Raw genomic sequence first — 24,928 nt, forward strand, 5'->3', positions numbered from 1 at the left:
CTTAGGTCTGAACCCTGTGAACACAGTGTCTTCTATTGTATCACACCCGGATGTGAAATTTGTGCAAACCGTATTTACAACCTCGCGGCCCACTGGATATAATCAATTATATCTAATTATAACTAAATATAACGATTACGGATTGGAGATTACGGATGATCAAAAGGGGTATGAAACCAGGTGTTTGGCTGATCCTCGCCGCATTCGTTCTGATGCTGGCAGGCTGCGGATCGAATTCCGGTTCGGCTGCAAACCCGAAATCGGCTGACTCAGGAGCCGCTGCGGAAACTTCTAATAGAGAGGCTGCGCAGCAGGTAGAACTGACGATCTCTGCTGCGGCCAGCATGACGGATGCGCTGCAGGAGATTCAACAAGCGTACGAGGCGGAGCATGCGAACGTCAAACTGAACTTTAACTTTGGCGCTTCGGGGGCGCTGCAGCAGCAGATCGAGCAGGGCGCACCGGCGGATCTGTTCCTCTCGGCTGCCGTGAAGAACATGAAGGCGCTGGAGGACAAGCAGCTCATCGATTCTTCGCATGAGAAAGACCTTCTCGCCAATGAGCTTGTGGCCGTGGTGAACGCCAAAGAACCGGCTCAAGTCTCGGGCATGGAGGACCTGAAAGGAACCGGCTTGAAAAAAATCGCCATCGGCATTCCGGAAAGCGTTCCGGCAGGGAACTACGCCAAGGAAGCATTGACGAACGCTAAGCTGTGGGACACGCTCCAGTCGAAGCTGGTGCAGGCCAAGGACGTGCGACAGGTGCTGCAGTACGTGGAAACTGGCAATGCGGATGCGGGTTTTGTGTATAAAACGGATGCATTGACTTCGGATCAGGTCAAAGTGGCGTTTACTGTCGACCCGTCTGCCTATACGCCGATCGTTTACCCGGTCGGAATCGTTAAGGCGACGAAGCACAGCCAGGAGGCGGTGGATTTTTACGAGTACCTCCAGACGGATACGGCATTGGAAACTTTTAAAAAATACGGATTTTCCGTGCCGCAGCAGGGTTAACAGATGATGGACTGGCAGGCGTTTTGGGATCCGGTCAGACTGTCCTTACAGGTTGCCCTGCTCTCGAGTCTGATCGTGATCATCCTGGGTACGGGAGCTGCCTGGTGGATGGCAAGGCATCATTTCCCGGGAAAAATCGTTCTGGAGACGCTGTTCATGCTGCCGCTGGTCCTGCCGCCGACCGTGGTGGGGTTTCTGCTGCTGATGCTGCTTGGCCGCCGCAGTTGGGTGGGGCAGCTGATCGAATGGCTGTGGGATGCGCCGATTATTTTTTCCTGGTGGGCCGCTGTTGTGGCGACCATCGTCGTCGCATTCCCGCTCGTCTATCAGACGATGAAGAACGGCCTTGCCGCCGTTGATCCGGATCTGGAAAAGGCAGCCCGCTCCGACGGGGCAGGCGAGTGGAGGGTGTTCCGTTCCATTACGCTGCCGCTCACTTACTCCTCGCTGCTGACCGCGCTCGTGCTCGGGTTTGCCAGGGCGCTCGGCGAGTTCGGAGCGACGCTTATGGTTGCCGGGAACATTCCCGGCAAGACGCAGACGGTCCCGACGGCCATTTACGTGGCGGTCGACGCCGGCAACATGCCGATGGCCTGGGCGTGGACGCTGGCGATCGTCGCGATGTCTTTTGTCATGCTGCTGCTGACCGGAAGGAAAGCACCGGGAGAAGAGCGGCCGCGAGGGGGCACAGAGGTATCGAGGGAAAGCCGGGGATAACGGAGGCGAAGATAGGGCTTATTCAGCTTGATCGATTTTGTCATACAAAAAAAGGGCTGTCCCACTCCAAAATGGCGGGGACAGCCCTTTGTGATATATACGGCGATCCAACCTAACGGTTAAATGTTATACCTGGCCAGTAACTTACACCTGCTCAATAATGAGCGGTACGACTTTGCCGGCGTTGACGTCGATCAGCCCATGATCGGTGATTTTGAGGTATGGGCTCACCGGCAGGGAATGCGTGGCGATCGACATGATCGGGTTGTAGTGCTTGTACCCGAGCTCTTCCATCGCCTCGCGCACCTGCTGGACGGACTCGGCGGCCAAATCGAGCGGATCCTCGGTAAGGATGCCGCCGACCGGCAGGTGCATGTTGGCTTTGATCTCACCGTCCAGGGTGACGCAGAAGCCGCCCTGCTGGCGGATGACGGTGTTTGCGGCGAGGACCATGTCCTCGACGTTGTGGCCGATCACCAGCAGGTTGTGGTTGTCGTGGGAGTAGGTCGTCGCCACGGCGCCGCGCTGGATCGTATCGCCTGCGATGAAGCCGAACGCTTTTTGGCGTCCTTTGCCGTACCGTTCAAATGTGGCGATCATGCCGCAGCCGCTGTCCTCCCACAGCAGCCGGCCATTCGCGGCCGGCACGTCCACCTGGCTCTCCTTGGTGAAGGTCGAGCCGTCCTGGATCGTCATCACCCGGCACCGGTAGATGCCGTCCTCTACGCCGGCCGCCGCTTCAAAATCGGCGGTGCTCAGCTCGTCCAGCTGGACGCTGTGGTAGAAGTGCTCCGGGAATCGGTAGCCGCTCGACTGCGGCTCAAAGGCTTTGGCCGCGGAGTACATTTCCGCGCCGTTTTTGTACACCGACTCCAGCTTCAGCTCGGACAAATCCGAGATCAGCTGGAAGTCGGCGATTTTGCCCGGTGCGATGGAGCCCCGATCGTACATCCGCATGCGGCGGGACGGGGAGAAGGTCGCGGCGTAGATCGCCCGCTCCGGAGACATCCCCATGCTGATGGCCTTGCGGACGATCTGGTTCAGATGGCCGCGGGCGCGGAACGAATCCGCCATGACGTCATCGGTCACGAAGCAGAAATGCTCGGAAACGTCGTGGCGGATCAGGTAGTCCATCACTTCCGGCGTCATCGACTTCTCCTGGATTTCAATGAACATGCCGGCCGCAATCCGCTCCTCTAGACCCTGCAGTGTCTGATGCGTATGGTCCGAGTTGACGCCCGCGTAAATGACGCGCTGCAGGTCCAGATCCAGCAGCTTCGGCACGTGGCCTTCGATGACGAGCTCTGGATAATGCGAGCGGATATGCTCCAGGATGCGGTTCGTTTTGCAGTCCGGGTCGGTAATGATGTCGACGTAGTTCATGATCTCGCCGAGGCAGATGACGTCCCCTGTGGACAGGAGGGCATCCATGTCCTCGATTTCGATCGATCCGCCCGTCGTTTCCATCGAGGTGGACGGGACCGAGCTCGGAATGGCATAGAACATGTCCACCGGACAGTTTCGGCTCGCCTTGATCATCTCGAGAACGCCGTCGAGGCCGAACACGTTAGCCATCTCATGCGGCTCGGGTACGATCGTGGTGACGCCGTTTCGCAGGAGACCCGCCGAGAAGGATTCAGGCGTCACCATGGTGCTTTCGATGTGCAGATGGATATCGATGAAGCCAGGGACCATATAGAGTCCCTCCGCGTTAATGACCTGCTTGGCCTGGAACGTATCTTCGCCCCTCAGGCCGATATAGAAAAACTTGCCGTCCTTGACGGCGACGTTGTTTATAGACCACTGCTTAAAGTAACTGTTGTACACCTTGGCTTGAAGAAATAGCAAATCTGCTTGCATACGTTGTTCCCCCTATGGTTATTCGACAAGAACGAGCTTATCCGATGGAAACAACAGACGGATTTCCTGCCCGTTCGCATAGGGCTGCTGCATTTCCTGGTTGACTGTAAATTCGCCCAGCGGCGTATCGACGACGTATTGGTAGCTGCGTCCAAGATACGTGCTGACTTTGACCTTGCCGGTCAGTACGTTGTCGCCGGGATTGATCTCCTGCAGCGTACCGGCAATGAGGTCGTCGGGACGGATGGCGCCCTTCATGGTGACAGGCATACCGTCGGCCTTGGCGGCATGGAAGTGGTAGTCTCCCTTGCGCAGGGTGAAGAAGGAGCCTTCGCTGTCCCGCTCGTCAAAATGGATGAAGTTGTTGAAGCCGATGAAGCGGGCGACGAATTCGGATTTCGGATACTGGAAAATGACCGACGGCTGATCCAGCTGCTCGATGATCCCTTTGTTCATGACGGCGACCCGGTCCGAAATGGAGAAGCACTCCTCCTGGTCGTGGGATACGTAGACGGTCGTGATGCCGAGCTCCTGCTGGATGCGGCGGATTTCCACGCGCATGTTCACCCTGAGGTTAGCGTCCAGATTGGAGAGCGGCTCATCGAACAGGAGCAAATCCGGCTCAATGACGAGGGCCCGTGCGATGGCGACGCGCTGCTTCTGGCCGCCGGAGAGCGCCTGCGGGAATCTTTTTTCAAATCCGCCGAGGTTGACGATCTCCAGCATGTTCATGACCCGCTTCTTGATCTCGTCCTCCTTGACTTTGCGCTGGCGCAGTCCGAAGGCGACGTTGTCAAACACAGACAGGTGCGGGAACAAGGCGTAGCTCTGGAAAACGAAGCCGAAATTCCGCTTGTTGATCGGCACGCGCGTATAGTCCTTGCCGCTGAATTTGAAGGCTCCGTCCGTCGCTTCGAGGAAGCCGGCGATGAGCCGAAGGGTGGTCGTTTTGCCGCATCCGCTGGGACCCAGCAGGGAGATCAGGTGGCCTTTCTCAATGGAAAGGTTGAAGTCTTTCAGAATATACTGCTGGTCATAGGCGACCGATACGTTTTCAAGTTGTAGTAGTGCCATCGTCTCACGCCTTTCGTTATTGTTTGGTGAAATAGGTTAGTCCGAGCAGCCTTTCGATGACGAACATGAACACGGCCGTGATCAGCATGAGCAGGACCGAGATGGCTGCGATGGTCGGGTCAAAATAGTTTTCGACGTAGGTCAGCATTTGGATCGGCAGCGTGCTGACGCCCGGACCGGTCATAAACAGCGAAATATCCACGTTGTTGAACGATTCGAGGAACGCGAGCAGCACCGAAGCGATGATGCCGGATTTAATGTTCGGCAGGACGACTTTGAAAAAGGTCGCAAGCCGGCTGGATCCAAGGCTGAGCGCCGCTTCCTCGACCGCGAAATCGAAGTTGGCGAGGCTGGAGCCGATGACCCGGATAATAAACGGCAGCATAATGATCGTATGGCCGATCAGGAGCGACGTATAAATCGGGAAGTGGAATGTGATGACGACGTACTTGAGCAGCGTAAAGCCCAGCACGATCCCCGGAATGAGCAGAGGGGACAGGAACACCGCATTCAGCGTGTCTTTGCCCCGGAACGTCACCCGGTTCAAGGCGTAAGCGGCCGGAACGCCGAGCAGAATCGCGATCACGTTGCCGAGCAGCGAGACGATGATCGACGTTTTGAAGGTCGACATGAACATCTCCACGTCAAAAATATTCTGGTACCATTTCAGCGAAAAACCGGTCGGCGGAAATTTCAGCACCGTTCCCGGCTCGAAGGACGTCACCGCGATGATCAGGAGCGGCCCGAGCAGGAACAAGTAAACGATAAAGGAAAAGAGGGCGAGCCCCGGATTTTTGGTCTTCATAGTTCTACCCCTTCGGATTGAATTTGGCCGCTGCTTTATTCATCAGCCCGATGACGATGAACGTAATGATCATCATGATGGTGGCAATGGCCGAAGCCGCCTGCCAGTCATTCAGCGTAATGGCGTTCTGGTACAGGAAGGTCGCGACGACGCGCTTTTTCCCGCCCAGCAGGGCAGGCGTGGTGTAAGCGGTCAGGCTGCCCACAAACACGAGAATGCTGCCGACGATCAATCCCGGTATACTGAGCGGGATGACGATTTTACGGAAAGCCGTCAGCTTGGACGCACCCAAGCTCTGCGCCGCCCGGACCAAATCGTGGTCGATGGACTCGAGCACCCCGACCAGCGTAATGAGAATCAAGGGAAGGAACAGATGGAGCAGACCGATAATCATTGCCGTCGGTGTATAGAGAATGCTGAGCGAATCGTGAATAATGCCCAGCTTGATCAGCACATTGTTGACCAGACCGTTTTTGCCGAGAATGATCATCCAGCTGAAGGAGCGGACGACCGAGCTCGTGAGCAGCGGGAAAATCGCCAGCGCCAGCAAAATGCCCTTTTTGCGCGGAGGCATCATGGACAAATAGTAGGCGACCGGGAATCCGATCAGGATGCACAGCAGGGTGGTCGCGACGCTGACGAGCAGCGTCGTTCCCAAAATATCAAGGAAATACGAGTCCTTGAAAAATTGCAAGTAGATGCCGAACGTGAAGCTCCCGTCCTTGAACAGCGTCGAGCCGACCGTGAGGATCAGCGGAACGATCATGAACAAGGTCAGAAACAGCAGCCCGGGTGCGAGCAGCAGGTACAAGTATCGCTTTTTCATGAATGTAATCTCCTGTTATTGGTAGGATCCACCGCGCAGCACGGCGATAAAGCGGTTCAAAAAGGCGTCTGAATCGGCATCAAGGCATACGTCCAGGTTCGGCTGGCGCTGCAAACGGTTTTGGAAATCGCACACCGTCTGCCCGTCGCACAGCTCGCTCCGGGTCTCCACATCGACGTATAGACGCTCCGTCCGAACCAGTTCGGGCCAAATGGCGGCGCCGACCGCCAAAGGGTCGTGCATGGCGCAGGCCCGGACCCCGTTGCGCTCATAGTAGCGCTCCATGTAATCCGATGTGCTCTGGCGCACGTAACCCGCGATCTCCGAGGAGCCGAGCGCGTCGATGTGCGCGCTGGTCAGCAGTGCCTTGCGCGTCACGTCGAGTCCGACCAGCGTCAGGGACGGGAATCCGGCCTGAAAGACCAGGCGCGCCGCTTCCGGATCGACATGGATGTTGTATTCCGCTGTCGGCGTAATGTTGCCGTGCGTACGGACCGCACCGCCCATGACGACCAGCTCCTTGATATCGTGGACCAGGCCCGGATGCTTGGCGAGTGCAAGAGCCACATTCGTGAGCGGCCCGGTAGCGATCAGCGTTATTTCGCCGGGATAGCGCTTGGCCTGCTCCACGATGAAATCGGGCCCGAACGTATCCGGGTCGGTCCGGTCGGCAGGCTGCATGTCCAAGAGGGCGCCGCCCAATCCGTCCTCGCCGTGCACGCGGTGCTCAAAGAGACGGTCCCGCAGGAGCGGCCGGGAAGCCCCGGGATAGACCGAGATGGACGCCGGCGCCTTGATGAAGTCCAATATTTTGCAAGTGTTCAGGGTTGCAGTCGTAAGTGACACGTTGCCGTTGACTGTCGAGATCCCGAGCACGTCCAGCTCGCCGCTGCGGACAGCCAGCATAATTCCGAGCGCGTCGTCAATGCCGGTATCGACATCCAGGATGGCTTTCTTCACATGTATTCCCCTTTCAAAATGAAGGATGTGCCGCCTTGTATCCAGGCAGCGGTGAATAAAAAGCAGGGGCGGGCAGCCCCTGCTGAATCATAACCCCGTAAGGCTGCTTATATTTACAAAAAAGGCTTGGCGTTACTTCGTCACTTCACGGTTGAACCGGTCCGTCCAGCTCTTCAGGTTTTTGTTGACGAACGCCATGTCCAGCTTTTGCAGCTTCTCAACGACGCTGGAGCCGTACGTTACGGCAGCGGCTTCCTCTGCGCTGAGGCTGACATTGCGGTTGGCAGGAGAGTCGACCTTGGCTTTAGCCGCTTTTTCCTGAACTTCCTGGCTAAGCTGCCAGTTGATGAAGTCTTCGGCAAGTTCTTTGTTTTTGCTTCCTTTGACGACGTTCAGCGTATTGACGATGGCGTACGCACCTTCCGACGGCGTTACGAATTCGACGTTCGGGTCGGCCTTCTTCAGGTCGCCGAGATACATTTGCATGATCGGTCCTGCAGCAGCTTCGCCCTGCGTGAACATATTGATGAACTCGGACGTCTGGCTGTAGTATTTCACGACGCTCGGATTGAGCTCGGCCAGTTTGCCAAATGCCTTGTCTTCATTGAATTCCGTGCTTCCAGCTACCTTGGAAGCGGCGTCGACCATCATCGGACCGCTGGTGGACGTAATGCTCGGCATCGTCACTTTGCCTTTCAGCTCCGGCTTCCACAAGTCAGCCCAGGAGGATATCGTCGTTCCGGCTGCCTTCTGGTCATAAGCGATACCCAATTGGCCAATCGTGTAGGCCGGACCGTAATCTTCGCCGTTTGGCGCTTTGGCGATATCATAGAGCGAGTCAAGATTGCTCAGCCGGCTGCGGTCGATCTTTTCGAAGGCTCCCGCTTCAATGCCCTGCTGTGCGTAGTAATCCGACAGATAGACGACATCGACGTCGGAGCTGCCCTGCAAAATTTTGCTCAGGCGGTCGGCGTTGTTGCCGGTCTCCAGGACGATTTTCACATTGTGCTCTTTTTCGAATGGGGCATACACTTCTTTATTGTAGAAGTCCTCGGCAAATCCCCAGGTCGAAACGACCAGCTTTTTCTGGCCGCCGGACGATCCGCCGGAGCTGCTGTCTTCGCTGCCTCCGTTTCCGCATCCCGCAAGTACCAGCGCTGCCAGCGTACAAGTCATGAGTCCCTTAATCCATGGTTTCTTCACAATCGATTCACTCCTGTAATGGTTTATTTTTTATTTGTTTTTCTGCTGCAGGCCGTATGCCGGGCTTCCGCCGCCGGGAAATTTTTTTCTCTGCTGTATATGATTGTTTTTCCCTGCAGGACGGTTGTTGTATCCCCCTTTTGAATAGACATTTTGGCATGTCACAAGAAAAATCAAACAAATTCTATAACTAAATCTATAAACTAAAAAAGAAAAGCACTCTAGGTAGAAGAAAATCTCTAACTAGAGCGCTTTTCAATGTAAACAAAGAATAGCGGCATCCGTTCTTGTTACGGTTCGGCCAGTCCTTAAGATAAATCAAAAGAAAAGGGCCGTGTCATTCAGGTTGTGACAATATGATGTTCGTGACTGCCCACTGCGTGGCGGGATCATAATCCCGAAGAAGAACCTCGATGTTTAGTCCCAGTTCCTCTTCCAGCCGAGATTTCAGCTTCTTCTTGTAAATCATTGACATGTAAAAATCGACCTCGTATTTCAAAGCCGGAACCTCGCCCTCGAGCACAGTGGAGCGGGGAGACCGACGGTGTCTGGCATACAAGGTAATCGCATCGGACTGAATGCTTGTCTTCAATAAAGAAGTACCAAAGCCGAACAGCTCCTTGGAAACTTCATTATATACCTGACTCAGCTTCTGCTTGAATTCGTTGGAATCTAAATGAACCATTGGTCACCTACAAACGGTTGATTATTTTGGTGATGAGGAGTTCAGATAGGTCTATATTACATAAAAAAAGAGTTTTTTGCAAGACTATCGTTCGGGTTTTGTCGATTTTTGATGATAAATTAATGTCATAAATGATTTGAATTGAATCCATTCACGAACTTTTCAACCCATGTCAGGTTTGAATGACTGCTCTGAAACGAAAAATACGGTTAGAAAAGCATCAATTATAATACGGCCAGCCGCTGGAATCCCAATACAGATCGCTGATCAGCAGCTTGGGAGCGCCGTTCTCGGCTGTGCTGTAAGCGTGGCGTGCGATGATGCTGATGCCTTCGATGTCCTGTCCGCCAGGACCGGCCCAAGCGCTGTTTCCGCTGTCGATGACCGACGCGCCCACCGTTTTTCATGTCGGTTCCGTTTTTGTCGATGTAAGGCCCGCGAATGCTCTTCGAGCGATGAAATCGGGCTGTATGCCGTGCTTGCTCAGCAAATTTTGAATCGATGGAAAAGAATGTTATTCTACCTGTACGCCAAAATTTCCATGTTTTGAAGGAGGTCATCCGATGAAAGTCATCAACAGCTCTGTGTCCGCCATTCTGCTCTGTGCTGCTGTTTCCGGCTGCTCCGCTGCGTCGGATGAACAACAAGGGGAAGGAAGCTCTGCTCATAACGGTGCAGTAACGGAAGGCTCTGCTGCTGACGTTCAAGCCCTGTTCACGAGCGAAGGCGAACGTCCGGAGAAAGCGATCGTACAGCTCATCAAGGAGGCCAAATCCTCGCTGGATATTGCCGTATACAGCATCAGCTACGAGCCGGTTGTGACGGCCATCATCGATGCGGCGGACCGCGGGGTTCGGGTACGGCTGATTACGGACCGGGCGCATGCGGAAGAAAAAGGGAAACAGAAGAAAGCGCTGAAGCGGATCCGGGAAGCCGGCGTTCCGGTCAAGGTGAATGCGCATGAAGGGAAGATGCATCTGAAAATGCTGATTGCGGATCAAAGCCGGGTGGAGGTCGGATCGATGAATTATTTGGAGTCCTCTGCCCGGGAAAATGACGACGTCGTGCTGATTATCAAGGATGCGGCCGTTGCCGCCAAGTTTGAGCAGGCGTTCAGACATCTGTGGGACGATGCCGATCGTTTCACGGACTGGAGCGGGTGATTTGTCAGAGGTCAGAACATTTTTTAAATTGTAACTTACTTTTTCACAGTTAGTATGATATGATAACTTCATAGTAAGTTGGAAATTTATACATACGGAGGCGAACAGCATGACGTCCTTTACAGACCTTGTCAAAGCAAGAAGATCCGCCAATAAATTCGACCCGAGCGTAACCATCAGCCCGCAGGAGCTGGACGACATGTTCAACCTCGTCAAATTTGCACCCTCGGCCTTCAACCTGCAGCACGCTCACTACGTTCCCGTCATCGATCAAACGAAGAAGGAACAGGTACATGAAGCAGCATTCAAGCAGTACAAAGTGTTAACGAGCTCGGCCGTCATCGCCGTATTGGGTGATCTTGAAGCCTACCATAATGTGGGACCGATCAACGAAGGGCTGCTCAGCCTGGGCGTTATCGACCAGCGCGAATTTGAGGAAACGGTCAGCAGCGTGACAGACATGTATGAAAGCAGAGGGGACGCGTTCAAGCGGGATGAGGCCATCCGGAACGCCAGCTTGTCCGCGATGCTGTTTATGCTGATCGCCAAGGACCGGGGCTGGGATACCTGCCCGATGATCGGATTTGATCCGGAAGCGCTGCGGAAGGTGCTGAACATTCCGGACCGGTATGTGCCGGCCATGCTGATTACGATCGGCAAGGAGGATACGGGCAGACAGAGACCGCGCGGCTACCGGAAGCCGGTGGCGGAGTTTGTGACATACGACGGGTTTAACTGATTAAAAAAAGAAGCGGCGGCCGTTCCAACGTTTTCTACGGTAAGTCCATGCAATTATTCATAAAGTAGTGTCAAGCCAAAGCCCTCTCCGATATGCGGGAGGGCTTTTTCGTTTGCAATCCTTTGCTTATACGTTGTCATTCCCTTGATGCAGGCGGGGAGATCATATCGATAAAATGCCGCGCCGCCTGGGACAGGTGGTGCTCCTTCAGCCAGATCAAAGCATACGGCGATGACAAGTCGGGGTCCGCGATTCTCGCAACCTGGACATCATGGCTGGCATGAAGCTTTACGATCGTCTCAGGGACGACCGCCGCCCCGAAGCCGCTCGACACCAAAGATAGCAGCAGGGGAATGTCTGAGCATTCGGCGATGATCCTGGGCTCAAAACGGTGCTTCGCGCAGGCCATCAGGACGGTGTAGTGGACGCCGAGTCCTTCCGTGCTCGGAAGGATCAGGGGGTAGTTTCGAATCTGCTCAAGCGGGATCTCCGGAGCAAGAGGCCCAGGGATAAGCTGCCTGGATGCCATCAGATAAAAGGGCTCTGTATTCAAATGAAGCACCGAGAACTCGTCCAGCGCAAGCGGAAGGCGGATGATCGCAAGCTCAAGCACCCTGCTCTTGACCATGCTGCACAGCTGGGCGGATTCGTTCTGCTGGATTTTGTAGGTGACCTGCGGATAGTTCTCCTTGAACCGCTTCAGCGTATCGGGGAGGTCCACCGACGACAGTGTGTTGATTCCGATGCGGAGTACCCCTTTAAAGCCGCTGCCGATCTCCTGAACCTCGGTTTTGGCTTCGTCCATCAGCTGCAGCAGCTTCAGGGCGTAGCTGTACAGTGCCTTGCCCGCTTCGGTAAGCTCCAGATGCTTGCCGCTCCGCTCCACAAGAGCCGATCCAAGCTCGTCCTCCAGTGCTTTTAACTGCTGGCTCAGCGGAGGCTGCGACATGTGCAGCCTTCGGGCTGCGGCAGAAATCTGCTTTTCCTCTACGATGATCGTAAAATACCTCAGCTGTCTGACATCCATGGGTCATCCCTCCAGTCAATTCTGCTCAATGTATATATAAAACCTTAGTATTTCAAATATTATAAATATTTTTCATATATCAAATCCCATGTTAGCATACGGGATATGAGGCAGGGAAGTCTGCGCTTCTATCGCAGGACCACCAAAGGAGGAAGGGCTTGATGGAACATTCATCATTATGGCTGACCCATGTCCGGCTGGAGACCGGCTGGCGTTACGAAGGAGAGGCCGTCAGCGGTACGGAAACCGCATTGTACCATATCCGCATTTCGGAGGGGAGCACCGCGGAAATCCGGCCGGCGGATGCGCTGCCGGAGGACGGCTTCCCCCACACGGACATGGGCGGGGCGCTGATGCTTCCGGCGATGCGGGACATGCATATTCATTTGGACAAAACGTATTACAGCGGCCCATGGAAAGCACCGGGACCTGCGCCCAAAGGCATCTTTTCTCGGATCGAGGAGGAGGAGAAGCTGCTGCCCAAGCTGCTGCCGACGGCGCAGCATCGGGCGGAGCAGCTTATCGAGCTGCTGCTTGCGTCGGGGACGACGCATTTTCGCACCCACTGCAACATCGATCCGGTTGTGGGGCTGAACAATCTGGAAGCGACGCTGCGGGCGGCCGAGACCTATAAGGACCGCGCCACCTTCGAGATCGTGGCGTTTCCGCAGCACGGGCTGCTGCGCAGCCAAGCGGCCGGCCTGGTGCGGGAGGCGCTGCGCAGCGGGGCTTCCCTGGCAGGCGGCGTCGATCCGGCCACGGTGGACGGCGACATCGAGAAGTCGCTGAACACGATGATGGAGCTTGCAGTGGAGGCCGACGCCGGGGTCGACCTGCACCTGCACGATCCGGGCCACCTGGGCGTGTTTACGATCCAGCGCCTCGCGGATCTGACCGAGCAGGCCGGATGGCAGGGCAGAGTCACGGTCAGCCACGCCCTGGCGCTGGCGGACATTCCGCCGGAGGAGGCGGCTGCGGTAGCCGCCCGGATGGCGGACCTTGGCATCTCGGTCACGTCGTCCGTACCCCTCGGGCGGACGATTCCGATCCCGATGCTGGCGAAGCAGGGGGTTCGGGTGGAGCTGGGGCATGACAGCATCACCGATCATTGGTCCCCGTTCGGCAAAGGGGACAGCCTGGAGAAGGCCGGAACGCTTGCCGAGCGTTTCGGCTGGGGCAGTGAGGCGGCGCTTGGCGCCAGCCTCGGCTTTGTGACCGGCGGACGGACCCCGCTGGACGGGGAAGGCCGCCGGGTGTGGCCGATGCCGGGGGACGAGGCCAGCGCCGTCTTTGTGGACGCCAGCTGCTCGGCGGAAGCCGTGGCGAGGCGGGCAGCGCGGAAAGCTCTGCTGCATCAGGGCAAGCCCGTTTTCGGAATGAAATAGACATGAGGGTGTAACTTCTTTTGAATTTCTTTTACCCCATAGAATGAACTAAATACAATGTGAAACTTTTAGTTCAATCTATAGAATAGAAAGGATGTTGATATCGATGCAATCAACTCTTTGGCTTACCAACGTCCGCCTGGAGAGCGGACTTCAAACCGACAACGGCGTGGTGACCGGCACGGAAACAGAGCTGTGCCATCTCCTGATCCGGGACGGCAGGATCGCGGATAAAATTCCGGCGAACCAGGCGATTACAGACGATCTGCCGCGGCTGGACGCCAAGTCGTATCTGGCGCTTCCTTCTTTTATCGAGAAGCACTGCCACCTGGACAAGACGCTGCTTGGTTCCAAGTGGCGGCCGGTTACGCCGGCAAAGCATATTTTTGACCGGCTGGATGAGGAAAAGCGCCTGCATGCGGAGCATGTCATTTCCATCGCCGAGCGGGCTTCCCTGTATCTGGAGACGGCGCTGCGATCCGGAGTCACTCACGTCCGGACCCATGTGGACATTTACCCGGAGGCTGGCCTCAAGCAGATGGAAGAGGTCCAGAAGGCGCTTCAGGCGTTCGATGGCAAGCTGACGTATGAAATCGTCGCTTTTCCGCAGCAGGGGCTCCTGCGCTCGCAGTCTCCCGAGCTGGTGCGGGAAGCGCTGCGCAGCGGGGCGTCGCTCGTCGGCGGGGTCGATCCGGCCACGGTAGACGGAGATGTGGAACAATCCCTGCGGACGATGGTGGAGCTTGCGGCCTCCAAAGGCGCGGGGATCGACCTGCATCTGCACGACCCGGATCATCTCGGGTTGTTTACGCTGAAGCGTCTGGCCAGCCTCACCCGGGAAGCCGGTCTGGCAGGCAAGGTCGCTGTCAGCCATGCGTTCTGCCTCGGCGACATTTCCGCCGGGCAGGCCGAAGCGGCTGCAGACATGCTGGCGGAAGCCGGGATTGGCATCATCACGAGCGTGCCGATGAACCGCAAGTTTCCGCCCGTTCGCCTGCTGCAAGGCAGGGGCGTATCCGTGTCGGTCGGCTGCGACAACGTCTTTGACGTATGGTCGCCGTTTGGCACCGGCGACATTCTCGAGCGCGCCGGCCGTCTGGCCGAAATCTCCGGCTGGGTGAACGAGCAGTCGCTCGCCCAGGGCCTGCAGTACATCACGGGCGGAGTAACGCCGCTTGATGCCGAAGGCCGCCAGGCTTGGCCGCGGATCGGCGACGAGGCGAGCCTGGTGCTGGTCAACGCGTCATGCTCGGCCGAAGCGGTCGCCCGCAAATCACCCCGGGTGGCTACATTGTTCCGGGGGAGCGTCGTAGCCGGAGCGCTGGACTGAAGCAGTAGGTCGGACCGGTCCTTGCCGTGTCGCTGGACTAACTGAAGCCAACTAGACAGCCGGGCTCTCCGGGCCGGGGGACAAACAAGAAAGCCGTCAGCCTCTGCGATGCAGGGTTGACGGCTTTTTTATGCTTGTGGTTGGCGCTTGAAGGGATCTGCCAACAGGTGAGATGACTTCGCTTATCTAAATTAGGTCTTGCAACAAAACGCAGGGTTTTCTATAATCAAGACAGCATTAAATGGAACTGTGTTTCATTGTATGAAACATATCATCGAGAAGGTTCAACAGGATGCAGGTTCGTGGTTCGATGCGAGGCATGATCTAACGATGCTAAAGGAGCGTGAAGCATGATGAGCAGTGACAGCAAGGCAAGATTTTCAAACCGGGTGGAGAACTACGTCAAATACCGCCCAAGCTACCCTGCGGAGGCGCTGGATTACCTCTATTCCGTAGTCGGCATGACGGCCGATTCGGTGATTGCCGATATCGGTGCGGGTACCGGCATTTTCTCCAAGCTACTTCTCGAGCGGGGCAGCAACGTTATTGCCGTGGAGCCCAACGCAGCCATGCGGGAAGCGGCGGAGCAAGAGCTCGGCGGGTCGCCGAATTACCGCTCGCACGCCAGCGCTGCGGAAGATACCGGGTTGCCTGCGCACTCGGTCGATTTCATCGTTTGCGCCCAATCGTTTCATTGGTTTGACCGTCCGGCCGCGCAGGCGGAGTTTCACCGGATCCTGAAGCCCGGCGGCAAAGCCGTCCTGATCTGGAACTCCCGGCTCACGAGCGGTACGCCTTTTCTGGAGGGATACGAGCAGCTGCTGAAGCAGTACAGTAAGGATTACGGACAGATGACCCACAAAAACATATCCGGAGCTCAGCTGCAGCCATTTTTCCGGGATGGGAATATGCATACCGCCGTATTTGCCAACCGCCAGCTGTTTAATGTGGAGGAACTGATCGGCAGGGCCATGTCGTCTTCCTATGTGCCGGGCGAGGGCGAGCCGAACCACGTGCAGATGAAGCAGGGACTGCAGGAGCTGTTTGAGCGGACCCAGGTGGACGGGAAGGCCAGCTTCGATTACGAAACGGAATTGTTCTGGGGTGAAGTGTAACACACGATCGAACCGGTCCGGAAATGCGAAATGCCGCGGGTACCTGGCTAACTGGCGCAGGGCTCCGCGGCTTTTTGCGATATTTGAGGTTGTTCAAGATCATGAGAAATTAATAAATATCTTAGTCAGGCTGAACCATTTCTGCTTGCAGGTAAGTCTCCCGCTGAACGCGAACGCGGGCCCGCCTCATGTAAACCCAGCTCGATGGCATATGGCTCCAAGTTTCAAGGATGCTTGCGGATAATCGAATCATCCTCTTCCATAAAGGGCCACGCCGGATATTCAATCGGCAGCCGGCTTACCTCATCCAGACGGGCCAGTTCGTCATCTGTCAGCACGATGCCGCTGGCTTCGAGATTGTCCTGCAGCTGATCCGGCCGCTTGGCGCCGACGATTACGCTGGTTACCGCCGGTTGGTTCAGCACCCAGGCGAGGGCGATGCGGGCCACGGTAGACTCGCGGGTTTTCGCGATGTCCTCCAGCACGTCGATGATGGAATACGCTTTGTCTAAATCTACCGGCGGAAAAGCAAACTTGGTGTGCCGGTCCTCGCTGTTTCCGGTACGCGTGCGGGTGTATTTACCGGACAAGAAGCCGCCGGCAAGCGGGCTCCATACGAGCAGGCCCATGTTCTGATCCTTCAGGACGGGAATGATCTCCCTTTCGATGTCGCGTCCGGCCAGCGAATAGTAGGACTGGCTGCTTTTGAAAGCGTGCAGGCCGAGTTCCCTGGAAATGCTCCGGGCTTTCATCAGCTCCCAGCCGGTCATATTGGAAGAGCCAATGTAGCGGACCTTGCCGCTGCGGACCAGGTCGTCCAGCGCCCGCAGCGTTTCTTCCCAATCGGTCAGCTGGTCCGGGTTATGGATTGGATACAGGTCGATGTAGTCCGTGCCAAGCCGTTTCAGGCTTTCCTCGACCTGGCGCATAATATGCAGTCTGGACAAGCCGAGGTCGTTCGGGCCGCTGCCCGTACGCCCCCTCACCTTGGTGGCGATAATGACGTCCTGCCGCTTCGCCCCAAGCGCTTTGCCGAGAATTTCCTCTGAGCGTCCGCCGGCGTAAATGTTGGAGGTATCAAAAAAGTTGACCCCCGCGTCGAGCGCCTGCCACACAAGCTGTGCAGCGTCCTGCTCTCCCAGCCCGCCGAAAACGCCCCATTGTCCGCCGCCGCCAAACGTCATGGCCCCCAGCCCGATCTCCGATACCAGCACGCCTGTATTTCCCAACAGATTGTATTTCATTTTTATCCCTCCAGTTTTTGTTTTAAGAGATCAGAATGTAAGCTTTTCAGTGGTCAAACATCCTGATCTCGCAAGAAAAATTTCCGCTATACGCGGTCTGTCTTCTGAGAATGTACGTCGATGAATGTTTTTGTTAAGAGATCAGAAATGATAAACCTCTGAGGCCAAACATCCTGATCTCGCAAGAAAAATTTCCGCTATACGCGGTCTGTCTTCTGAGAATGTACGTCTTTAGATGTTTTTGTTATATTGATGGAGACGGGGAAACCCAATCAAAGACGCAAAAGTGCGGGAATTTTTTTGAAAAATTTATATTCAACGCAGGATAAATATAAAAAAGCCGTGTACTACGGGGAAGGAGATGTCATAATGCAGGATAGACCAGCACAGGAAAAGGGATATGAACCGAAGCAGGTACACACAGCCGTGAACCATTCCGTGATGACGGAAGGTGGAGCCGAATACACGGATGCTGCAGGATGGAAGGCCAATGGCTGCCGGCCGGCGATCACGCCGGAAATGCTGTGGGATCAATATCACGAGCCGATTTCCGCTTTCGTCGCGCGCCGGACGAATCGCCACCCCGATACCGAAGATATCGTGCAGACGGTCTTTATGAAGGCTTATCTGCACCTGCCGGAACTGCAGGACCCGGATCGGCTTCGGGCCTGGCTGTATCAGATTGCCCGGAATGCGGTGACAGATCACTTCCGCAAGGTGAGACGGTTGGATGAGCTGCCGGAGCAGTTGCCAAGCTTGGTAGAAGAGGAAGACGAAGATTTCTCGCAGGAGGCGATCTGCGGGATGAAAGGCGTTATTCCTTACCTACCGGATAAGTACCGGGTGGCCGTCGAGCTCTCCGAATTAAAGGGCATGTCGCAAAAGGAACTGAGCGAGAAGCTTGGCATTTCCTATTCGGGCGCCAAATCCAGGGTCCAGCGGGGCCGGGAAATGGTGCGGGAGCTGATGAACAGCTGCTGCACGATCCGGACCGACAAGTACGGCAGCATCATCGATTACCGTGTGAATTTGCCCAAACCGGTCGTCTACGGAAGGGTTGCCAAGAAGCCGGCACGGCGAAAAGCATCGACCCGGGCGGAGCGTTAACGTATTTGAGTGGGTCAGCGAATGTTGTTATTCCCTTCGTTGTAAGGAACACGTCACAATAATGAGTGGCGTGTTTTTTTGATTTGAAGGGATATTTTACCATGGTGTCGAATCATACAAGGATTTGCCTAAATATGACATGACAAAGAGGGGTTATGAACTTGAACGTAACATGGAAAAGAAGGCTGTCCACGATTGCGTTGGGCGCCTTGATGATGGGTGCCGTCCCGACTTTCGGCCATCAGGCGGCTTTTGCCGACGGGGCTCAGCAGTTGCAGATTAAAGACATCGCCGGCAAAAATACGTATCTGATGAGTGACGGCTCGATGTGGTCCATGGTCGACGGAAACCGGACCATCTATACGAAAGGCTCGGTCGAAGAGATTTCGGGGAACGTGTACGAAGGCTTGGGCCTTACGCGTGACGGCCGGTTGGTTGAATGGGATATCGGCATGAAGCCGCATGTGGTTGAGGGGAAAAGCGGAATCAAGCAGGTGTCCGGGCCGTACCGGCTTCAGGCCGATGGTACCGTCTGGGCCGGTGACAGCAAGCTGAAGAATCTTAGCGGCATAACGCTGATTGGCTACGGGGAGAAGGATTTTGCCGCGTTGACCCAGAGCGGAGAGCTGTTGTTCAAGGATCCGTACAAGACCGATCAATACAAAAAAGTCGGAACCGTAAACAATGCCGCATCGGTCAAGTCGATGGCCGTGCATGATGACCGCGTCGCTCTGCTGTACACAGGTGGAGAAGTCGTGGTCTATCAAATGTCGAACTTTGACGACAATGGCCGGGTTATTCCGGTAACCATTGCTACTGATGCGATACATATTTCTTATGTTTCCGCAGAACCAACCGACGTGCTGATCGTGACTCGCAAGGATGGAACCGTATGGCAGACGGGAGAATACTCCAACCGCTGGAAGCTGACCACGCAGGTTCAGGGGCTGAGCAACGTGATCAAGACGGCGGTAGATGCGTATAAGGATGACTTGGCCGAAGGCATTTACGCGCAGCATGCCGACGGGACATGGGTCATCAGCAAGGACGGCGAGGTCCAGCCGGTGGAGGTGCCTGCCGTTAAGGCGGTGTCCGTGTCCGTCTCCGATAAGAAGCCGTATGTTGGCGATACGGTACAGGTCGATATTCAAGAGACGTATACCAACGGGGCCAAGCTGAAGGTGCCTCTGAAGGAAGCGCAGCTCGACATGGACAAGCCTTACCTGCTGAAAGTGCAGCCTGACGGCAAGCTGAAAGCGGCCGGCGTAGGCGAGACGAAGCTGACGGTGACTTCTGGCAGCGTCTCCTCAAGCGTGACGGTGACGGTCAGCCTCCGCGATCCGTTGAAATATGCCAAACAGGTCAAGGGAACCGTATATCTTCCAGCCAAGACGGTATTCAAGGCGCTGGGAGGTACGGCTGAGGTATCGGGCGGAAATTGGAACGCTGCTCTCGGGGATGCGAAGCTGTCATTTAAGGCCGGCAGCCAGGCAGCCCAATTTAACGGCAGTAATCTGACATTAAAAGCATCGCCAATCATCGATAAAGGCGAAACGTACATCCCTGCCTCCCTGCTTGCCGATACGCTGGGGGCCAAGGTAACCTGGGATGCCAAATGGCGGCAGGCCGAAGTTGCAATCGGTCAGGGCAAGATGACGATCGTCTCTCAAGACACTGCAGGCTTGATCAAGAAAGCAATGCAGGGCAGTCTGGTCAAATTCATCGGGAAAACGTATTGGGTAAACGACTTTGATGGCTGGGAACGCTTCTCCAAAGTCACGGTGACGGATGTTCTTCCAACGGACACCGGAAGCTTTGTCGTCGTTTTCAAATCGGCTGCTGGAAAAACGCTGAAGAGTTACGCCATGAATACGTCGGAAGCGACGCAGTTGTTTGCCGACTCGACGTACTTTTTGAAATATGATCCCTATACAAAGTATAAATGGTCATCTTCGGTCTGGAGCCAGATTAAGGCGGGCAATGTAACGCTCGGCATGACCAAGGAGCAGGTGCTGCTGTCCTGGGGAAATCCCGCCGCTAAAGATATCCAGTCCGTGAACGGAACGAAGATCGAGACCTGGGGCTGGTCCAATTACGATGTTGTCTCTTTCATTGATGGCAAGGTTTCATTAATAATCATGTAACGGCTGGAACAGCAAACATTTGAGCCGCCAGTCCATTTACGCAAACCGGCACCGGGTATACCCCGGTGACCGGTTTTTTTAGATCGTGTCACAGGAAAAATAATCTGCGGCTTGCCATGAAAAAAATGCCGTGCTACAATACTGACTGAACGTTCGGTATATATATGTATTGGAGTGAGCGTCATGAACCAGAAGCAGCTGCAAAGCGAACAGACCAAGAGGAAGATTGCAGATGCCGCCCGCGCGCTGTTTATTCAAAAGGGTTATAAGGCGACTTCGATCGAAGATATCGTGGCCGCGACCGGGAGCAGCAAAGGCAACATCTACTATCACTTCAAGAGCAAAGAAGGATTATTCCTTCACCTGCTCGAAGAATGGGACCGCGAATGGGAACTGAACTGGGAGCAAAACGAGCACTTGTATAAGACCACTACCGATAAGCTGTATGCCGTGGCGGAACAGTTGGCGGCTGACGACTTGAACCATCCGCTCACGAAGGCAGCCGATGAATTTTTTCATAACGAAGAGAAGACATCCGAAGTGGAATCCCGTATGGCCGAGATGAAGGTCAAGCATTTGGCGTTTAATCAGAACCTGCTGCAGGAAGGAATCGACCGCGGCGAATTCATGCCGGGCGATGCCGAGCGGCTCGCAGCCGTGCTGGAGGCGATCTTTTTCGGCGCCAATCAGCTGTCGCGCAGATTAAACCCTGAGAAGACGACCCTGCTGTACCGGGATGCCGTCACTGTTTTTTTGAACGGAGTGGCGACGGATAAGCAAGCAAAAGAACGATAGCGGAGAATGGTCTTCGTTATCTCACGCCATAATACATAACGAACGTTCAGTATACATGCTGAATTTGCTTACGGAGGCTTTTTTATGTCGCTGCTAGTTAGAAACCGGGGAGCCATTCTGCTCCTCATGCTCAACAACTTCATTATTTTTACGGGCATTGGACTTATCATTCCAATTATGCCGAGTTATATGAATCTGCTGCACATTAACGGAAGCGTGCTGGGCCTGCTGGTTGCGGCCTTTTCCATTACGCAGCTCGTCTTTTCGCCGATCGCCGGCAGGCTGTCGGACTCCATCGGCCGCAAAAAGGTCATCCTGGCCGGACTGTTGCTGTTCGCCGTGTCGGAATGGCTGTTCGGCGCTTCCAGCACGCTGCCATTTCTGTTCCTGGCGAGAATGCTGGGCGGGGTGAGTGCGGCTCTGGTTATGCCAGCCGTCATGGCCTATACCGCTGACGTCACAAGCGAGGAAGAGCGCGGGAAAGGGATGGGCTTCATCAACGCTGCCATTACGACAGGTTTTATCATCGGACCCGGCATCGGCGGCTATCTTGCCGAATATGGCATTCGGGTTCCTTTCTACGCTGCCGCGGTCGGCGGGCTGCTGGCCATGGCGGTTACCGCCTTCTTCCTGCGGGAGGTGCCGAAGGCGGCACAGACCAGCGACGGATCAGATACCAAGATGGCACCGGCCGGATTGCTGCGCCAGCTGGCAGGTGCCTACCGGGCCCCTTATTTTATCAGTCTGATCGTCGTGTTTGTCGCTTCGTTCGGACTCGCCAATTTCGAGACGGTGTTTGGGCTGTTTGTCGATCATAAATTCGGCTTTACGCCTAAGGATATCGCCTTTATCATTACGTTTGGCTCGGTCTGCGGGGCGGTGGTGCAGATAACCATCTTCGGCTGGATCCTGAACCGCTTCGGAGAGAAAAGAGTCATCACGCTCAGCATTTTCGTATCGATCCTCTTTATTATTTTCACGCTGCTTGTGCATACGTTTTGGCTTATGGTCGCCGTGACCTTCGTTTTGTTTCTGGCGATGGATATTTTGCGCCCGGCCATCGGGACGCAGATGTCCAAGTTTGCCAATGAGGAGCAGGGTTATGTGGCGGGGCTGAACTCCGCGTTTACGAGCCTTGGCAACATTATCGGCCCGATCATTGCGGGGGCGCTGTTTGACATGAATGTGAATTATCCGTACATTCTCGCGAGCATCGTCTTGGTGTTTGGATTCCTGCTGTCCTTCAAGTCACGGGAAACGCAGTATGAGATGGAGTCCAGATCGGTGCGTTAATTCAGAAACAGGTTAGAATGATGTATAAATTAACACCGGAATATTATGATGAAAAATCCTCCGAGCCCTATGGGCCCGGAGGATTTTTTTTGCGTCTATTAGCGGAATAAAGCCGCAAGTCATTGCCAGGGTCCTTGTAAATCCGCGCCGGCTCTAAGCTTGCGGGCAGACAACGGCCATCCATGAGCAGGCAGCTACTCGCTGCATCAGCTTGTTGGGGCAAGGTTGCGCAGCAGCGGGTGCAGGCCGGGCAGCGCTTCGCACTGCTGGATCGCTTCCGCCGCGAGCCCGGCGATTTCCCGGGCACCCTGGTCCGAGAAGTGCGTGTCGTCGGCAATCCCGTCGGGATAATTGGGATGGGATCCGGCGGGGAGATGCATAAACAGATGCTTAGACTCCTCCTGGCCCATCCGGAGATACAGCTGCTGCGAAGCTGCGAACAGGTCGAGCAGCGGCGCGCCGGCCTCCCGCGCGGTTTCGCGCATCGCCTCGGGGTAGGGGCCGACAGCGTCGGGATCCGGCAGTCCCTCCGCCGTAAAACGGCGGCGGCTGACGGAAGTCAGCAGCACGGGGATGCCGCCGCGCGAGCGGGTCGATTCGATAAACCGCTTCAGGTTGGCGCGGTATTCCCCGCCGGGAGCAGGATCCGCGAAGCGCGAAGGATCTTCCTGCTTTTGATCGTTGTGGCCGAACTGGATGAACACGTAGTCGCCGGGCTGAAGCTCGTTCTCCACGGCGGCCCAGCGGCCCTCGGCGATAAAAGAGCGGGTGCTGCGCCCGTTGATCGCCCGGTTGTCTACCCGGATCTCCGGATCCAGGTGCTGCTGGAGGTATTCACCCCAGCCGGTCATGGGCTTCTCGATGGCGCCCTTCAGGGCGGCCGTGGAATCGCCGACGATATACAGCGTCATGGTCATAGAACGGAATCCTCCCTTTTCTTTTACCGGAGACCAAAAAGTGGTCTGGCGGCATGGCTTGGGGTGGTTATCGTTCAGCATTGCCTCACGCTCGTGCTTAGGAACGAAGCGCTTCGGGAATGCCGAGCTCCTTGAAGCCGAAATACCGCTCCGCGTTGCCGTAGGCGATATCTTCCACGATTTGTCCGAGCAGTGCCTCATCGTCAGGCGCTTCCCCGCGCTCGGCCCACTCGCCGATCAGCTCGCACAACACGCGGCGGAAGTATTCGTGCCGGGTATAGGAAAGGAAGCTGCGGGAGTCGGTCAGCATGCCGACGAAGTTGGCCAGCAGGCTGTTGTCGGCAAGCAGGGTGAGCTGATGACGCATGCCGCTGCGCGTGTCGTTGTACCACCATCCGGAACCGAGCTGGAATTTGCCGGCCGTATCCTTTTGATAACAGCCCATCAGGGTCAGCAGGACGGGATAGTCGTTCGGGTTGAGCGAATACAGAATCGTCTTCGGCAGTCCCTGACCGCATTCGGCACGGTCGAGCAGCCGGGACAGCGGGCCGGCCAGCGGCAGGTCGTTCAGGGCGTCATACCCGGTGTCAGGCCCCAGACGCTTGAACATCGGCGTATTGTTGTTGCGGAAGGCATGGATATGCAGCTGCATCGTCCAGTTTTTGCTGTGATACAGTCCGATCAGCGCGCTCAGCAGCTCCGTGCGGTAAACGGTGATTTCCTCCAGGGAGAGCGTCTCGCCGGCCACCCTTTTCGCAAAAATGCGCTCCAGCTCTTCCGCGCTGCCCTCCTGATAGCGCAGCACGTCGATCGCATGGTCCGAGAGGCGGCAGTCCTGCTCATGGAAAAAGTCGATCCGCTGCTTCAGAGCGTCCAGCAGTTCGGCATACGTCGTGACCTGCCGGCCTGCGGCTTGCGCAAGGCGCTCCAGCCAATCGGTAAAACCGGGAGCGTCGATGTTCAGCGCCTTATCGGGGCGGAAGGCCGGGAACACGCGGAAGCCGGTGTCTTCTTTTTTCAGCAGCTGGTGGTATTCCAGCGAATCGGCCGGATCATCGGTCGTGCAGACGACCTTGACACCCGAATTCTTGATGATGTTCCGCCGCCGGAAATCGTCCGTCGCCAGTTTGGCGTTCACCTGTTCCCAAATCCGCGGGGCGGATTCTTCGTTCAGCAGCTCGGTAATGCCGAAGAAGCGGCGCAGCTCCAGATGCGTCCAGCTGTACAGCGGATTGCCAACCGTTTTCGGAACGGTCCGGGCCCATGCCAGGAACTTGTCGTAATCGGAAGCGTCGCCGGTAATATGGGATTCCGGGATGCCGTTCGCCCGCATTAACCGCCATTTGTAATGGTCCCCGGCGAGCCAGGCTTCGGTCAGGTTGCGGAAGTTCTGGTTGTCATAGATCTCCTTGGGGTCGAGGTGGCAGTGATAGTCGATGATCGGCATGTCTTTGGCATGCTGATGAAACAGCTTGCGGGCGGTATCGGTCGTCAGCAGAAAATCGTCGTTCAAGAACATGGTCCAC

General features: G+C 55.8%; 23 protein-coding genes. 11 read left to right on the forward strand and 12 right to left on the reverse strand.

Features of this window, described 5'->3' with window-relative positions; genetic code table 11:
• The first annotated feature begins 155 nt into the window (after positions 1-155).
• Together modA and modB are read left to right on the forward strand one after the other, a co-directional pair.
• Positions 156-1,013, forward strand: coding sequence for a molybdate ABC transporter substrate-binding protein (gene modA / locus IAE55_RS09725; RefSeq protein ID WP_200631890.1), 858 nt, complete (start codon positions 156-158; stop codon positions 1,011-1,013).
• Between the two features lie 3 nt (positions 1,014-1,016).
• On the forward strand, positions 1,017-1,730 hold the full coding sequence (modB, locus tag IAE55_RS09730; protein WP_200631894.1) for a molybdate ABC transporter permease subunit: 714 nt from the start codon (positions 1,017-1,019) through the stop codon (positions 1,728-1,730).
• A gap of 144 nt (positions 1,731-1,874) precedes the next feature.
• Here the strand turns inward: modB and IAE55_RS09735 are convergent, their stop codons facing one another.
• The 8 genes from IAE55_RS09735 to IAE55_RS09770 all read right to left on the reverse strand — a co-directional run bounded on the left by IAE55_RS09735 (position 1,875) and on the right by IAE55_RS09770 (position 9,540).
• Positions 1,875-3,590 (reverse strand): adenine deaminase C-terminal domain-containing protein, encoded by a 1,716-nt coding sequence (locus IAE55_RS09735; protein WP_200631896.1) that lies wholly within the window; start codon positions 3,588-3,590, stop codon positions 1,875-1,877.
• Positions 3,591-3,608: 18 nt separating this feature from the next.
• On the reverse strand, positions 3,609-4,664 hold the full coding sequence (locus tag IAE55_RS09740) for an ABC transporter ATP-binding protein (protein WP_105441669.1): 1,056 nt from the start codon (positions 4,662-4,664) through the stop codon (positions 3,609-3,611).
• A 16-nt stretch (positions 4,665-4,680) separates the two neighbouring features.
• The gene (locus IAE55_RS09745; protein ID WP_116232370.1) at positions 4,681-5,469 is read right to left on the reverse strand and encodes an ABC transporter permease; all 789 of its coding nucleotides are present in this window, start codon (positions 5,467-5,469) and stop codon (positions 4,681-4,683) included.
• A 4-nt stretch (positions 5,470-5,473) separates the two neighbouring features.
• Entirely contained in the window at positions 5,474-6,295 is an 822-nt protein-coding gene (locus tag IAE55_RS09750; RefSeq protein ID WP_200631899.1) for an ABC transporter permease, read from the reverse strand.
• 15 nt (positions 6,296-6,310) lie between these two features.
• Positions 6,311-7,255, reverse strand: coding sequence for a nucleoside hydrolase (locus tag IAE55_RS09755; RefSeq protein ID WP_200631900.1), 945 nt, complete (start codon positions 7,253-7,255; stop codon positions 6,311-6,313).
• A gap of 132 nt (positions 7,256-7,387) precedes the next feature.
• Positions 7,388-8,431, reverse strand: a complete 1,044-nt coding sequence (locus IAE55_RS09760) for an ABC transporter substrate-binding protein (protein WP_145137863.1) — start codon at positions 8,429-8,431, stop codon at positions 7,388-7,390.
• A gap of 364 nt (positions 8,432-8,795) precedes the next feature.
• On the reverse strand, positions 8,796-9,143 hold the full coding sequence (locus IAE55_RS09765) for a Na-translocating system protein MpsC family protein (protein WP_145025089.1): 348 nt from the start codon (positions 9,141-9,143) through the stop codon (positions 8,796-8,798).
• A gap of 220 nt (positions 9,144-9,363) precedes the next feature.
• Positions 9,364-9,540 carry a hypothetical protein gene (locus IAE55_RS09770; protein WP_200631903.1) on the reverse strand — a complete coding sequence of 59 codons (177 nt, stop codon included), beginning with the start codon at positions 9,538-9,540 and terminating at the stop codon, positions 9,364-9,366.
• 166 nt (positions 9,541-9,706) lie between these two features.
• On the opposite strand from IAE55_RS09770, the gene IAE55_RS09775 reads away from it, so the two are divergent.
• Together IAE55_RS09775 and IAE55_RS09780 are read left to right on the forward strand one after the other, a co-directional pair.
• Positions 9,707-10,306 carry a phospholipase D-like domain-containing protein gene (locus tag IAE55_RS09775; RefSeq protein ID WP_200631905.1) on the forward strand — a complete coding sequence of 200 codons (600 nt, stop codon included), beginning with the start codon at positions 9,707-9,709 and terminating at the stop codon, positions 10,304-10,306.
• Positions 10,307-10,415: 109 nt separating this feature from the next.
• Positions 10,416-11,045 (forward strand): nitroreductase family protein, encoded by a 630-nt coding sequence (locus IAE55_RS09780; RefSeq protein ID WP_200631908.1) that lies wholly within the window; start codon positions 10,416-10,418, stop codon positions 11,043-11,045.
• A 136-nt stretch (positions 11,046-11,181) separates the two neighbouring features.
• On the opposite strand, the gene IAE55_RS09785 is transcribed toward IAE55_RS09780, so the two are convergent.
• The gene (locus tag IAE55_RS09785; RefSeq protein WP_200631909.1) at positions 11,182-12,072 is read right to left on the reverse strand and encodes a LysR family transcriptional regulator; all 891 of its coding nucleotides are present in this window, start codon (positions 12,070-12,072) and stop codon (positions 11,182-11,184) included.
• 161 nt (positions 12,073-12,233) lie between these two features.
• On the opposite strand from IAE55_RS09785, the gene IAE55_RS09790 reads away from it, so the two are divergent.
• The 3 genes from IAE55_RS09790 to IAE55_RS09800 all read left to right on the forward strand — a co-directional run bounded on the left by IAE55_RS09790 (position 12,234) and on the right by IAE55_RS09800 (position 15,902).
• Positions 12,234-13,457 carry an amidohydrolase gene (locus IAE55_RS09790; protein WP_200631911.1) on the forward strand — a complete coding sequence of 408 codons (1,224 nt, stop codon included), beginning with the start codon at positions 12,234-12,236 and terminating at the stop codon, positions 13,455-13,457.
• Positions 13,458-13,563: 106 nt separating this feature from the next.
• Positions 13,564-14,787: an amidohydrolase gene (locus IAE55_RS09795; RefSeq protein ID WP_200631913.1), complete on the forward strand. Its 1,224-nt coding sequence runs from the start codon at positions 13,564-13,566 to the stop codon at positions 14,785-14,787.
• A 350-nt stretch (positions 14,788-15,137) separates the two neighbouring features.
• Entirely contained in the window at positions 15,138-15,902 is a 765-nt protein-coding gene (locus IAE55_RS09800) for a class I SAM-dependent methyltransferase (RefSeq protein ID WP_200631914.1), read from the forward strand.
• Positions 15,903-16,126: 224 nt separating this feature from the next.
• Here the strand turns inward: IAE55_RS09800 and IAE55_RS09805 are convergent, their stop codons facing one another.
• Positions 16,127-17,146 carry an aldo/keto reductase gene (locus IAE55_RS09805; RefSeq protein ID WP_200631915.1) on the reverse strand — a complete coding sequence of 340 codons (1,020 nt, stop codon included), beginning with the start codon at positions 17,144-17,146 and terminating at the stop codon, positions 16,127-16,129.
• A 369-nt stretch (positions 17,147-17,515) separates the two neighbouring features.
• Between IAE55_RS09805 and sigZ the strand changes: the two genes are divergently transcribed.
• From sigZ to IAE55_RS09825, 4 genes are all read left to right on the forward strand, one after another.
• Positions 17,516-18,253 (forward strand): RNA polymerase sigma factor SigZ, encoded by a 738-nt coding sequence (gene sigZ, locus IAE55_RS09810; RefSeq protein WP_200631917.1) that lies wholly within the window; start codon positions 17,516-17,518, stop codon positions 18,251-18,253.
• A 161-nt stretch (positions 18,254-18,414) separates the two neighbouring features.
• The gene (locus IAE55_RS09815) at positions 18,415-20,397 is read left to right on the forward strand and encodes a copper amine oxidase N-terminal domain-containing protein (protein ID WP_234489420.1); all 1,983 of its coding nucleotides are present in this window, start codon (positions 18,415-18,417) and stop codon (positions 20,395-20,397) included.
• A gap of 183 nt (positions 20,398-20,580) precedes the next feature.
• On the forward strand, positions 20,581-21,192 hold the full coding sequence (locus IAE55_RS09820) for a TetR/AcrR family transcriptional regulator (protein WP_116232381.1): 612 nt from the start codon (positions 20,581-20,583) through the stop codon (positions 21,190-21,192).
• 84 nt (positions 21,193-21,276) lie between these two features.
• Positions 21,277-22,485, forward strand: a complete 1,209-nt coding sequence (locus IAE55_RS09825) for an MFS transporter (RefSeq protein ID WP_145159950.1) — start codon at positions 21,277-21,279, stop codon at positions 22,483-22,485.
• A 206-nt stretch (positions 22,486-22,691) separates the two neighbouring features.
• Here IAE55_RS09825 and IAE55_RS09830 read toward each other — a convergent pair whose 3' ends face one another.
• Both IAE55_RS09830 and uxaC read right to left on the reverse strand, forming a co-directional pair.
• Positions 22,692-23,603, reverse strand: coding sequence for a rhamnogalacturonan acetylesterase (locus IAE55_RS09830; RefSeq protein ID WP_234489421.1), 912 nt, complete (start codon positions 23,601-23,603; stop codon positions 22,692-22,694).
• Entirely contained in the window at positions 23,500-24,921 is a 1,422-nt protein-coding gene (gene uxaC, locus IAE55_RS09835; protein ID WP_200631922.1) for a glucuronate isomerase, read from the reverse strand. The genes IAE55_RS09830 and uxaC overlap by 104 nt, the downstream gene beginning before the upstream one ends.
• Between the last annotated feature and the right edge of the window lie 7 nt (positions 24,922-24,928).

This window comes from Paenibacillus sp. S28, from assembly GCF_016624415.1.
Lineage (GTDB): Bacteria > Bacillota > Bacilli > Paenibacillales > Paenibacillaceae > Paenibacillus_AQ > Paenibacillus_AQ favisporus.